Below are 12,626 nucleotides of genomic sequence, written 5' to 3' on the forward strand. Positions count from 1 at the left end.
TAAGATATAGATTATATTTTGAATTAAATCATGTAGTTATTACATTGATAATACAAAATTACTACTGTCGTTTTTATTAAATTTGCCAAAATATACATATAAAACGACAACATGAAATGTGGACTGATTGAAAAAACAGAAAGCCAGTTTGTAGATTCTATAGAAAAAGAAGCTTATGTATGGTGCGAAAAAAACTGGAAACATGATGATTATGAACACAGGCATAACCGTGCTCAGCTTACATTTGTGGAAGAAGGGTATCAGTATTTTCATATTGACAGGAAAATTTATCTTGTCCCGCAACATCATGTCATCTGGATTCCCTCAGAAAAAGCACACAAAATTACTTCAGAGGCACAAACCGTTAATCTGATGGTATTTCTTTTCAAATCTGTTTTTGAAGATGAATTTTATCAGAATGTTCAGGTATTTGCCGTTCCCCCTGTTTTGAAAGAAATGCTTTTGTATGCTTCAAAATGGAACCAATCCCTGGATGAAAATGAAGAACAGGATATCTTCTTTAAGGCTATTTTAAAGAGTCTTCCTAATTTCTGCAGGGAAAGTAGCGGCCTGGAAATTCCTGTACCTACTGATACCAGGCTGATTCCTGTATGCAATGATATCAACTCTAATTTTAAATATAATCTGGATATTGATTCTTTAGCCGAAAAAGCACAAATGTCTGTGAGAAGTCTCCAGAGAATTTTCAAAAATGAAACAGGAATTACCTTACAAAAATACCTGCAGCTGACCAGGATTTTAAAGAGTATCGAATTGATAGATACCAAACAATATACCTTGAGTGAAGTAGCTTATAAAGTAGGATATCAAAGTCTTTCAGCATTCACATCATCTTATTTTGCGATTATGCAGACCAAGCCAAAGGTGAATAAAAATTAAAATTTTTGGATAGAACTTATCATTTAATTCCAATACTTATTTTAGAATTAACACCCTATTAAGTTCACTTTTAAAACATCCCAGAATAAATTCTGTATAATATAACTGAGCATTTAAAGCTTGAGTTTTAGGATGTAGTTCCAGCTTCTTTGTAAGAATAATTTCTCCTTTATAAGAAAATGAAAAATAAGCGAAAACCTTGTAACCTGAATTAATAATTGGAGTACAATAACCGGTTGTAGAAATGGACCAGTCTGATTCAAAAAGCTTTGCCACATTGAGAGCCATAGCCTGAGAAATAGCTTCTGCAGCTCCGTCATAATCATCAGGTCCAGGTCTGCTGACCTTAAGAAGTCTTACTTTTTCCGGCAGTGTATAAGTTGTCATACCGCCTTTGTAGAATAAAGGAGCATCCGGCATCTGTGAAAAAGCAAGCTGCAGACAACCGGAAGTAACACTTTCAGCGATTGAAACAGATTCATCAGCAGCTACAAGAAACTGACTTATATAATTGAGAAGATTCTGTTGAAATTCCATAATATTTTATTTTGTGAGGTTCATTTAAAACGGTCATAAAAGAGACCAAAAAGCTGCTGAACAAATGAATACAGCAGCTTTCATGATTAAGTATTGTAAATGGTGTGAAAGGTGTTTTTATAAATTATTAAAATGTAAAGACATTTTCAACAAGGCTGTCTAAAACCTAATCTGTTTTACTGTTCTCAAGAATATCAAGAAACCTATTGATATATTCTTCTTCTTTCAAAACCTTATAATAAGCTGTCTTTGCATATAAACTGAAAGAAAGTGATTCAAACCTTACTTCTGTTTCCCTCCCCGCAGTAACAGATGTATTTTGGGAATGAAATTCACGGATATGAAGAATATACTCTTCGATGCATGTATTTATTGTTCCTTTAAGGACATCACATGTTGCATTCTTTTTGATCTTCTCCAAAGACTTGATCAGAAAAGCCGTCACTCCGTATGAATTAATTATAGGCGGAAACAGAGACTCATTCTCTATCATATTATTCTTATCATTCAACCCGGAATGCCGTAAGGTGTCGTTCTCAAATATCATATTCAAAAAATGGTATTAGTTATGGGAAGCTTTTAAATATTGCTCGAAATAATGAAGGTCATTTTTATCTTTAATAGACAAGTAAAACATGATTTGTTCCGGTTCTTTCAGTCCGATGCTGCCGAAGCAGTCAAAATGAGCAATGAGCGCCTGTATGTTTTCAATATCAATATCTTTCAGGATGATAAACAAAAGAAAGATATTTTCTTTAATTTCTTTAGCATAAACCGCTGCTCCATCTTCAAAGCAATCTCCTTGATGAATTACTTTTATAAATTCTTTGTGCTTCAGGGTATTTATTATTTTCTGACAGTTCATACATTTTGATTTCATGGTTAAAATAAGCCTGTTATCAGCAAGCTATAAAGTATACTGTACCCTTTTAATCTCCCTGCTTTTCATTAAAATTAACAGATGTTTCGGTATTATCTGTGAGTTCCCAGTCTTCATTTTCAGTACTATAAATATTGTTGATTGCACTTACAAAAAATGGGTGAAGCAGAGCTTTTTCTATGTCATTTTCCAATATAAGTCCTTCATTCTCATCCGGTTTTCTTATAGCGGGGTTGGTATTGTGGGATTCTGTAGTTTTATTGGCCATAATATGAATATAGTTTGGTTATTATAGCCCGTAACTGGCACTAAACAGCAATTTCAAAAATGAATACTTTTATATTCATTTTAGCTAAGATCTTAAGAATGGTATTGAAAACTGCTCTATCAAATGTACATAAGAATAACTCACTTTTTTATGATCTGAGTCATTAAAATCATATTTAATATAAAATTTTACGATCTTTTAAAGACAGTATGCCATCTTTTTCCATTTTTTTTAAGTTTCTGATTACTGTTTCTACACGCAAGCCCGTAAGATTAGCAATCTGTTGACGTGTAAATGCAATATGGAAACAATGATGACAGTCTTCATCATGATAGCTTTTAAGATAATCCATTAAGCCTTTCAGTCTCTGCATAGGATTTAGTGAAGCAAGACTCTGCATCATTTTCAATTTATAATAAATTTCCTGTGAAAAACAGGCATTCATTTCAAGAGAAAGATGAGGATGTTTATCGATCATTTCCAGAAAATTATTTTTGGGAAGTCTTATAATTCTGGATGTTTCAAGACAAACTGCATTCACAGGATAATCCTGACTAAGAAAAAGCATTGCTTCCCCAAAGCTTTGGTTTTTACCTAAAATATTATGAATAAACTCTTTTCCTTCTTCACTATAATTATTAAGCTTCACCTTTCCGCTACCAATCTGAAAATAATAAAGCGCATGATCTTCTTCTTTAAAAACAACTTCCTTTTTTTTATATATCTTGTCTTCTGCGCCATAGGAGTACAAAAGATTTTCATCAATATTCATGCAACTTATTGTTTTCATAATTTCAATGGATTTTTTTAATGAAAAACAAATAATATGCCTGAAATAAGGTTAATATAGAATTTTACGATTTTCAATTCTCACAATTTTATCTCTTTCCATGTGTTTAATCGTTCTTATCGCGGTTTCCACACAAAGCCCTGTAAGACTCGCCATTTGCTGTCTCGTTAAGGGAACCAAAAAAGAATAAGGGCTCAGATCTTTTTGAGAACTTTTAAGATAATCCATTAGTCCTCTAAGCCGTATAGAAGGATTTTGAGATGAAAGGCTCTGCATCATAATGAATTTATAATAAAGACGTTCTGAAAGAAAACTGTTTACCTCCATATATAATTCCGGAGATTGATTCAGCAGATTGAAAAAAGCAGATTTATGAAGTCTCAGAATACTACATTCTGTAATAGCTTCTGCATTTACTGGATAAGGTTTTTCTATAAAAAGGATAGATTCTCCACAGCTTTCCCCGTCTGATAAAATATTTTGAATAAACTCTTTGCCTTCTTCATTATAATTGTTGAGCTTTACTTCTCCTTTAACAATCTGATAATAATAATTAGGAATGTCCCCTTCAAAGAATATTACTTCTGAAGGGGTATAATGTCTCGTTTCTGCTCCCGCTGAAATCAAAATGTTTTCGTCGATAACCATAATAGCTTTTTTTGGAATTGTTTTCTTCTTCCTATCTCCCTAGTCTTAGTAAAAATATTAATTGGTAATCGATTCTAAGATGCATGCAAAAACCGCACCTTAATTATTATTGTTAAAGTTAAAAAATGTTAAAAATTTCAACAACTTTAAATCTTTTTGCATTTATTAATTAAATATCATTACTAAAAACACAATTAAATTGCTTTTTTGATATCTTATTTTAAAAATTTTAATTTCAACAATATGTAAAAACACCAAACAATAAACCCCGCTTTATTTGATTAAAACGGGATTTTCGAAGTAGCAACAGGAAAATCTGTTATTTTTTTGATATTTTATTGTTATGGGTTTTTGTGATATATACAAGTTTTTTTGAAAAAACCGCACACCCTATATTGTACCGGAAGGGATTGGATTTATTTTGGAAATAAAATTCGTCCTTATTTTTGTAGTGATGAGGCAAAAGGAAATTTATGATGAACCTATTTTTCTTATAACTGAAGTCAGGAATGTTTTATATTTGATTATTTTGCAAATTTCTTAGTTCCTGCAACACATAATATCACTCCTACTGTTACGCCAAGCATACCCATACTCACCTGTTCATGAAGAAGCCAGGCAGCCAGGGCCAGGCCAAAGAAAGGTTGAAGTAACTGTAGCTGGCCAACAGTTGCAATTCCTCCCTGTGCCAATCCTTTATACCAAAAGATAAAACCAATAAACATACTGAAAAGAGAAATATAAGCCATTCCAAACCATCCCTGAAAGCTGACATTCTGAATATCAGCCGGAAAATAAATGAAAAATAAAGGAATCATTACTGGCAGTGCCAATACCAAAGCCCAGGAAATTACCTGCCATCCTCCTAATGTTTTGGATAATTTAGCTCCTTCAGCATAACCCATCCCACATAAAATAACAGCAAGCAGCATCAGAATATCGCCAATAGGTGATGCTGATATTCCTTGTGAAACAGCATAGCCAATCACTAAGAGGCTTCCCACAATCGAGAAAAACCAAAATATAGGATGAGGTCTTTCTCCGCCACGCATCACACCAAATACGGCAGTTGCCAAAGGGAGCATTCCCAGAAATACAATAGAATGCGCTGAAGTAAGATATTGAAGCGCCAACGCAGAAAGAAGGGGAAACCCAACCACACACCCAAGAGAAACCAACAATAATGGAATCAGATCTTTTTTGACAGGACGTTTTTCTTTCCCCAGCCATAATACGATAAGCGCCAAAAGGCCTGCAAACGCTGCACGAACTATGGTTACAAAAGTAGGACTCATTTCCATTACGGCTAATTTAGTAGCCGGCAAACCGCCACTAAATAAGACTACTCCTATAAATCCATTGATCCAACCACTTATATTTTCATCTTTTGATAGTTGTTTTGTCATCATTTTATTTAAGCTTTTAATTGATATTCAAAATTAGAAAGGATAATTAGATAAACACAGTATCAGTTTTGTATATTTGCATGAGCACAGTTTAAAATTATGAGTAAAGAATTTTTATATACAGAAATTGCAGACGGCATTGCAGGACAGATCAGAAGTGGTATTCTAAAGACAGGAGACAAGCTTCCTTCTGTGAGAATGCTATGCCAGGAGCATCAGGTGAGTATGAATACAGCCAAACGTGTTTTTCTGGAACTGGAATCCCAGTCTTTGGTAGAATCTAAGCCACAATCTGGTTATTTTGTAAGCCAGCTGCTCTCTGCCAAACTTCCTTTGCCCGAAGTAAGCCGCCCATCATTGATCGCCAATAATGATGAACCGGATGAACTGATCAGTAAGGTATATGAAAATATGGGTAAAAAAGATCTTACTTTTTTCTCTATCGGGATCCCATCAGGAGATCTCTTACCTCAGGCTAAACTGAAGAAAGAAATTGTAAACGCCACTAGAGAATTAAAAGACGGCGGCACCGAATATGAAGAACTCCAGGGAAACCTGAAATTAAGGAGAATGATTGCTGTACGTTCCTTACAATGGGGAGGAAATTTGAGCGAAAATGACCTGATTACCACCAATGGTGGAATGAACGCTCTTTCTTTTTGCTTAATGGCTTTAGGAAAACCAGGAGACACCGTTGCTATCGAAAGTCCTTGTTACCCAGGAATTCTTCAGCTTGCCAATGGTTTAGGATTAAAAGTTCTGGAACTTCCTACCCACCCTACTACCGGAATAGAAATTGAGGCTTTAAAAAAATTAATTCCTAAAATAGATCTGTGCCTTTTGATTCCCAATTTCAATTCACCTTTGGGAAGCTGTATGCCCGATGAAAACAAAAAAGAAATTGTAAAAATACTTTCTGAAAATAATATTCCGTTGATAGAAGATGATGTCTATGGAGACCTTTATTTTGGTTCCAGTCGTCCGAAATGCTGTAAATCTTTCGATAAAGACGGAAATGTACTGTATTGCAGCTCTATTTCAAAAACATTAGCTCCAGGCTATCGTGTAGGCTGGATTGCTCCGGGGAAATATAAAGACAAAATCATGAAACTTAAACTTCTACATTCTACGTCTTCTATTTCCATTGTAAATGAAGCTGTTGCCAACTTTCTGAAATCCGGAAAATATGAAAAACATCTTCAGCAGCTTCGCAGAACATTACAGTTCAATTATCAGAACTATGTACAGACCATTGCAGAATTCTTTCCTGAAGGTACAAAAACCAGCCGTCCGCAGGGAGGTTTGTCTTTATGGGTAGAATTTGATCAAAAGGTTCGAACAACAGAATTATACGATCTGGCCATCAAACAGAATATCAGCATCGCTCCCGGAAGAATGTTTACCTTTCAGGAACAGTTTGAAAACTGTATGAGGCTCTGCATAGGGCTTCCATGGTCGGAAGATACACAGGCAAAACTCAGACAGGTTGGACAGCTTGCCAAAAAGATTTATTTAAAGTAAGAAGGATGGAGGATGGAAGATTGAAGTTAAAATAGTTTTAAAAATAACTTTTCTCAATCCTTATTGATAATGTAAAGGCTATCTTATAACTCTTGAAGTTCTTTTATATTCACCAGAACTTCAAGCCTCCTTTCTTCCATCTTCCAGCTTTTCCTATTTGTTATCCGGGATGAAATTTTTTCTCGCCAGCTCCTTTCTTACACGGCTCAGGCTCTCAGGGGTAATTCCAAGGTAAGAAGCAATCATCCATTGCGGAACTCTCAGGAGTAAATCCGGATACATTTTGATGAATTTCATATACCTTTCTTCTGCAGTCTCTCCCAATAAAGAGTTGATCCTGTTTTGAAGACTTCTGATATGTTTCTGAAGAAGAAAATCACTTCTTTCGATGCTGTTCGGAAATTGTTCTACCAGTTTGTTGAAGAAATCAGGGTGAAGAAACAAAACTTCAGAATCTTCCACTGCTTCTATATAATAAATAGATTTCTCATTGAAATAAAGACTGCTTCGGTCAGAAATCAACCAACTTTCCGGAGCAAACTGTATAATATGTTCCTTTCCGTTTTTATCAATAGAATACATCTTTATCAATCCTTTTTCTACAAAGAATATATGACGGCAGATTTCACCATACTGAAGAAGAAACTGATTTTTAGGAATTTTCTTTACTTCATAGTGCAGGCTACACGTATTCACATTCTGAAGCGGAACATTTAAAACTTTGGCTAAATAATTATTTATATTCTTCATGATACAATCTGGCTTAAAGAAATATCCTGGTGTGAAGCATTGTTAACAGGCTTTCCGTTCTCTATGACAATCAGTTGCGGACTTTCGTGTCTGATTTCAAAATCTGCTGCTATTTTGTTAGAAACAGGTCTGTGTGCCAATAAATCCAGATAGTATACATTCACCGGCTGGTCTGAATTCTCTATTTCTTTTTCAAAGTTTTTCAAAACTGTCCTGCTTATGAAACAGCTTGTAGAATGTTTGAATATCGCTATTTTATTCTGAAAAGAGTCTTCTATTGCTTTGGCAAGGTCTTCTTCAGATTCTATCTTTTTCCAGAATGTTTTTTGGTCAGGGGTTTCGTTTTTACCACCGAATATTTTATCAAAAAAACTCATACATTAAATTGTTTTAGATGATGATCAAGATGTTTGTACTCTAAAAATGTCCAGTCTTTTTCAGTCATTATACCGAATAATCTGTGGCGGTCCGGCAGGTTGTTTTTTTCACAAACTTCCCGGAATTCTTCCAGCGTTTTCAGCAGATTGGTTTTTGATACATCAAAATCACACTCAAAATTAACGATTAGTTTTTGAAAAGTAGGCATGTTTCTGGGAATTCCATTATTGAAAATATGCATTTCTATTTTAGTAAAAATCCCTACTGCCTCAAACATGACATTAATACGGGGAAGTTCGAGCTTTCCCAAAGCCACCTGAAGAACTAAATCACAATGCTTTAGCATTTGACATACATTCATCTTTCCCCATTTCCCATGAGAATTTTCAGATAACAGAGAAATTCTGTCTTTAATTTCCTGATAGTATATTGGATTATTGAGACTCTTCCTTACCAACCTTTTTCTATCTTCAGATTTTCAATATGAGCAAAATGATGATTACAGTGCCACACGTATAAAGCAAGGCTTTCTCTTAAATTATAATTCTTTTGATGCTCAGGATGATGAAAAGTTCTTTCAAACTGTTTATTGGTAAGGCTTTTAAGAAGTGTCACCCATCTTTGGTGTGTTCCCTTCAACATTCTCATGGCCGGTTTTACAGGCATATGAAAACTGTCCTGAAGTTCCGCCCATTTCGCTTCGTCATAAGGCTTTATGGTAGGGTTTTCTTCTGTCAGCGCCAGTTTAAAACGGATAAAACTGTTCATATGACTGTCAGAAAGATGATTCACAAGCTGCCTTACTGTCCAGCCTCCTTCTCTGTAAGGGGTATCCAATTGATCGTCTGTGAAGTGTTCAATGAGATTCTTTAGCCGGCCGGGAAAGTCTTTGATTACTTTGATATAAGTATCCAATGTGATATCACAAATGTTTTCAGGCACTTCAAACGGGCCTATTGGAAACTTTTTTTTCTCTAAATCAATCATTATTCAGGTTTTAATTTTTTAATTATTGCCGATTGGTATTATTCTTATTTGTTATAATAATTGACGAATATCAGCTTGCGCGAATTTATCAAAAATTCAAGAATATAAAGTGAATAAAGCATTAATTATACCGATAATGATTTTTGTGGTATCGATTTTTCATTAAAAAAGGCTTCAATTGTATAAACTGAAGCCTTTCGTAATTATAATAAAGTATTAATATCCATGTAAATCAATACCTTCTGTTCTTTGCAGAGTTACTTTTCTACCCATTTTCTTTTGAATGACTCTGAAATGCTGTAATTCATCATCCGTCAGAATACTGATTGCAGTTCCTTTTTCGTTGGCACGTCCTGTTCTACCAATACGGTGAATATAATCCAGCGGCGAACGCGGCAATTCATAATTGATAACACATGGCAGAGATTCAATATGGATTCCTCGCCCAATTAAGTCTGTAGCCACCAAAATCTGAGCTCCGTTTACTTTAAATTCTTCCAGATTATTTCTTCTCGCTCCCTGAGATTTCTGGCTGTGAATAGCCACTGCTTTTATTTTATTCTTTTTAAGTTTCTCTACCAGATTATCTGCAGATCTTGTAGATGAAACAAAAATCAAAGCCTTTTCTACTTTCTTTTCTTTGATCAGATATCTTAAAAAAGGACCTTTATTTTCCGGAGCAACATGATAGGCTAATTGTTCAATATTATCAATTTCTACTTCTTCTTTTTTAATCTCAATAATCGTAGGATTAATGGAAAGACGTTCTTTCATTTCAGCAACTTTATCATTTAATGTTGCCGAAAATAAAGTAGTTTGTTTCGCTACAGGCATCATAGCAAAAAGTTTATTCATCTCTTCACCAAATCCTAGCTGAAACATTTTATCAGCTTCATCAATCACCAAATGTTTAATTCCTGAAATACTCAATGCATTATGGTCAATTAAATCCAGCAAACGCCCCGGAGTTGCAATCAAAACTTCCACTCCAAACATTCCCTTCATCTGTGGATTGATAGAAACACCTCCATACACGGCCATCGTACGCACTTCCCTCTTTAGATTTTCTGTGAATGCTCTGCAAACTTCATCGATCTGAATAGCCAGTTCACGGGTTGGAACCAATATCAAAACCTGAACATTACGGTCCTTTTTAACTTCCGCATTCTGTAATTTTTCCAGAATCGGCATCACAAAACACGCTGTTTTACCGGAACCTGTCTGGGCAATTCCCATAAGATCTTTCCCTTGTAAAATGACAGGAACAGCCTGCTCCTGTATTGGGAACGGTTTTAAATACCCTAATTTTTTGACAGAACGAATAATATTGTGTGATAATCCTAACGATTCAAATGACATAAAAAATACTTATTTCCTGCAAAGATACGCTATTGATATTTGGTGTAAGCCTCAAAATACAATAGGCTGCAGATAAACTTCAATTATTTTAATTTTCATGCCCTTCATTGATAAGCATTTAAAATTTATGTTGTCGATTTGTCCGATAATTCAGGTTTGGACAAATTTTTGAAGATTAGTTTTGTAAATTTATCAAAAATTCGAGAAATCAAAATATGAAAAAAGCGTTAATAATAGTCGATGTACAGAATGATTTTTGTGAAGGCGGAGCACTTGCAGTCCCTGGAGCCAGCGAAATTATTCCATACATCAATCTCCTGATGGAGGAAAATGAATATGATCAGGTGGTTCTTACACAAGACTGGCATCCTGCAGGTCATAAAAGTTTTGCAAGCAGCAATGGAAGAAAGGTAGGAGAAAGTATTATTTTAAATGGAGTTCCACAATTTATGTGGCCGGATCACTGTATTCAGGGAACTTTTGGAGCAGAATTCCATAAAGATCTGAACAGAGATAAAGTAACCCATATTGTACAGAAAGGTAAAAACATTGAAATTGACAGCTACAGCGGTTTCCAGGATAACAACCACTTTATGAAAACCGGTTTGGATGACTTCTTGAAATATCACGATATACAGCTGGTAGAAATCGTAGGCCTGGCATTAGACTATTGTGTTAAATTTACAGCACAGGATGCAGTAGCCAACGGATATGTAACTTGTCTTCATTTCAATGGAACACGTGCCGTCAATGTAAAACCTGACAACGGTAGAGATGCCATCTATGAAATGATTGAAAAAGGAGTAACTGTATTAGGGTAATTCTTTTTAATGATGAGTTATGAATTTTAAAATTTATGACCTAATATAATAAAAAAAGCGCAGAAATTAATTCTGCGCTTTTTGTTTTTTATCCTAAAGATACTTTTTGAAAGAGTGAAGTAAGTTAAAAATCTGAATCTGTCATTCATCATTTATAACTTATCATTCATTATTATTTTAAAGCATTTTAAGGTTGTTCACTTCCAGTTCTGTAAGGATTCTCCAGTGTCCTCTCTTGATATTCTTCTTCGTTAATCCTGCAAACATTACTCTGTCTAAAGATTCTACTTCGTATCCTAATCTTTGGAAAATTCTTCTGATAACACGGTTCCATCCGATGTGGATCTCAATTCCAATTTCATTCTTAGGTTTCCCTTCAATATATGAAATCTGATCAACAACAGCTACTCCTTCATCAAGACGGATACCTTCTGCAATAAGACGTAAATCTTCACCAGTAAGCTTCTTATCCAATGTTACATGATAAATCTTCTTAGCATCAAAAGATGGATGCGTCAATTTCTTAGTCATGTGTCCGTCATTGGTCAATAAAATAACTCCTGTTGTAGAACGGTCCAGTCTGCCCACCGGGAAAAGTCTGTAAGGAGAAGCATTCGCTACAAGATCCATTACAGTTTTTCTTGCTTTATCGTCCTTTGTAGTAGAAATATAACCTTTTGGCTTATTCAAAAGTACATATACAGGTTTTTCAGGGGTAATGCTTTGTCCATCAAAAACTACTCTGTCTGTTTTTTGTACCTGATATCCCATTTCAGTTACCACCTTTCCGTTGACTTCTACCAACCCCTGAGTAATCAGCTCATCAGCTTCTCTTCTGCTGCAGATTCCTGAATTAGCGATATACTTGTTAAGACGGATGCTGTCTTTATGAACATCTTTTTCAATTTTATTCAGTCTTCTTTTCTGTACAAAAGATCTTGTTTTGTCATCATTTCTGTCCTCTCCATTAGATGGTCTTCTTCCGTATTTCAGGCTGCCTCTTTCGTACTTATCTCTTGTATCGAAATTCTTTCCTCCTCTCTTCGGTTTTCCAAAAGATTTCTTCTCATAGCTCTCACTTTTGTTCGTGATATAAGGTTTTCTTTCAGATTTTGATCCTGAATCGTCGTTGGAATTTTCGAAACTGTCGGTATTTCTTTTAAAAGGTTTCTTTTCAAATCTTGAGTTGGATCCTTTATGTTCCGGGCCTTTTTTTCCTCCATCTTTAGAGAAAGGCTTTTTAAAAGGTTTTGATCCTGAAGAATTTCCAGATCTGGAAGCACGAGAATCATCAGAACTTTTCTTGGTTGAAATTCTTGGTCTCTTTGGTCTGTCTGAATTATTATTATCTCTGCTCATTCTAAAAATTTCTGCAAAGATA

General features: G+C 34.8%; 16 protein-coding genes. 3 read left to right on the top strand and 13 right to left on the bottom strand.

The window, feature by feature from the left end; translation table 11 throughout:
• Positions 1 to 111 precede the first annotated feature (111 nt).
• The gene (locus REB14_RS18420; RefSeq protein WP_079241635.1) at positions 112 to 900 is read left to right on the top strand and encodes an AraC family transcriptional regulator; all 789 of its coding nucleotides are present in this window, start codon (positions 112 to 114) and stop codon (positions 898 to 900) included.
• A 36-nt stretch (positions 901 to 936) separates the two neighbouring features.
• On the opposite strand, the gene REB14_RS18425 is transcribed toward REB14_RS18420, so the two are convergent.
• From REB14_RS18425 to REB14_RS18455, 7 genes are all read right to left on the bottom strand, one after another.
• Positions 937 to 1,437, bottom strand: coding sequence for a CinA family protein (locus REB14_RS18425; protein WP_079241634.1), 501 nt, complete (start codon positions 1,435 to 1,437; stop codon positions 937 to 939).
• 166 nt (positions 1,438 to 1,603) lie between these two features.
• Positions 1,604 to 1,984, bottom strand: coding sequence for a hypothetical protein (locus REB14_RS18430; protein ID WP_079241633.1), 381 nt, complete (start codon positions 1,982 to 1,984; stop codon positions 1,604 to 1,606).
• A 15-nt stretch (positions 1,985 to 1,999) separates the two neighbouring features.
• Positions 2,000 to 2,302 (bottom strand): hypothetical protein, encoded by a 303-nt coding sequence (locus tag REB14_RS18435; protein ID WP_145953233.1) that lies wholly within the window; start codon positions 2,300 to 2,302, stop codon positions 2,000 to 2,002.
• 64 nt (positions 2,303 to 2,366) lie between these two features.
• Positions 2,367 to 2,585, bottom strand: a complete 219-nt coding sequence (locus tag REB14_RS18440) for a hypothetical protein (protein WP_079241631.1) — start codon at positions 2,583 to 2,585, stop codon at positions 2,367 to 2,369.
• A gap of 175 nt (positions 2,586 to 2,760) precedes the next feature.
• Positions 2,761 to 3,375: a Crp/Fnr family transcriptional regulator gene (locus REB14_RS18445; RefSeq protein WP_309522935.1), complete on the bottom strand. Its 615-nt coding sequence runs from the start codon at positions 3,373 to 3,375 to the stop codon at positions 2,761 to 2,763.
• Between the two features lie 51 nt (positions 3,376 to 3,426).
• Positions 3,427 to 4,023: a Crp/Fnr family transcriptional regulator gene (locus REB14_RS18450; RefSeq protein ID WP_079241630.1), complete on the bottom strand. Its 597-nt coding sequence runs from the start codon at positions 4,021 to 4,023 to the stop codon at positions 3,427 to 3,429.
• Positions 4,024 to 4,547: 524 nt separating this feature from the next.
• Entirely contained in the window at positions 4,548 to 5,432 is an 885-nt protein-coding gene (locus REB14_RS18455; RefSeq protein ID WP_309522936.1) for a DMT family transporter, read from the bottom strand.
• A gap of 96 nt (positions 5,433 to 5,528) precedes the next feature.
• On the opposite strand from REB14_RS18455, the gene REB14_RS18460 reads away from it, so the two are divergent.
• Positions 5,529 to 6,950: an aminotransferase-like domain-containing protein gene (locus REB14_RS18460; protein WP_079241628.1), complete on the top strand. Its 1,422-nt coding sequence runs from the start codon at positions 5,529 to 5,531 to the stop codon at positions 6,948 to 6,950.
• A gap of 153 nt (positions 6,951 to 7,103) precedes the next feature.
• On the opposite strand, the gene REB14_RS18465 is transcribed toward REB14_RS18460, so the two are convergent.
• The 5 genes from REB14_RS18465 to REB14_RS18485 all read right to left on the bottom strand — a co-directional run bounded on the left by REB14_RS18465 (position 7,104) and on the right by REB14_RS18485 (position 10,424).
• Positions 7,104 to 7,700, bottom strand: a complete 597-nt coding sequence (locus REB14_RS18465; protein WP_034698263.1) for a Crp/Fnr family transcriptional regulator — start codon at positions 7,698 to 7,700, stop codon at positions 7,104 to 7,106.
• Positions 7,697 to 8,077, bottom strand: a complete 381-nt coding sequence (gene ytxJ / locus REB14_RS18470; protein WP_079241627.1) for a bacillithiol system redox-active protein YtxJ — start codon at positions 8,075 to 8,077, stop codon at positions 7,697 to 7,699. Before ytxJ ends, REB14_RS18465 begins: the two co-directional genes overlap by 4 nt.
• Complete coding sequence (locus tag REB14_RS18475) at positions 8,074 to 8,535, bottom strand: DUF1569 domain-containing protein (RefSeq protein ID WP_309522937.1); 462 nt, start codon at positions 8,533 to 8,535, stop codon at positions 8,074 to 8,076. Before REB14_RS18475 ends, ytxJ begins: the two co-directional genes overlap by 4 nt.
• Positions 8,529 to 9,065 carry a YfiT family bacillithiol transferase gene (locus tag REB14_RS18480; RefSeq protein ID WP_079241626.1) on the bottom strand — a complete coding sequence of 179 codons (537 nt, stop codon included), beginning with the start codon at positions 9,063 to 9,065 and terminating at the stop codon, positions 8,529 to 8,531. Before REB14_RS18480 ends, REB14_RS18475 begins: the two co-directional genes overlap by 7 nt.
• Positions 9,066 to 9,281: 216 nt before the next feature.
• The gene (locus tag REB14_RS18485; protein WP_034698269.1) at positions 9,282 to 10,424 is read right to left on the bottom strand and encodes a DEAD/DEAH box helicase; all 1,143 of its coding nucleotides are present in this window, start codon (positions 10,422 to 10,424) and stop codon (positions 9,282 to 9,284) included.
• Between the two features lie 215 nt (positions 10,425 to 10,639).
• On the opposite strand from REB14_RS18485, the gene pncA reads away from it, so the two are divergent.
• Positions 10,640 to 11,245, top strand: coding sequence for a bifunctional nicotinamidase/pyrazinamidase (pncA, locus tag REB14_RS18490; RefSeq protein ID WP_034698270.1), 606 nt, complete (start codon positions 10,640 to 10,642; stop codon positions 11,243 to 11,245).
• A 177-nt stretch (positions 11,246 to 11,422) separates the two neighbouring features.
• Here the strand turns inward: pncA and REB14_RS18495 are convergent, their stop codons facing one another.
• On the bottom strand, positions 11,423 to 12,604 hold the full coding sequence (locus REB14_RS18495) for a pseudouridine synthase (protein WP_228411933.1): 1,182 nt from the start codon (positions 12,602 to 12,604) through the stop codon (positions 11,423 to 11,425).
• Positions 12,605 to 12,626 lie beyond the last annotated feature (22 nt).

The sequence above is a fragment of the Chryseobacterium metallicongregator genome, assembly GCF_031324065.1.
In the GTDB taxonomy this organism is placed as follows: Bacteria; Bacteroidota; Bacteroidia; order Flavobacteriales; family Weeksellaceae; genus Chryseobacterium; species Chryseobacterium metallicongregator.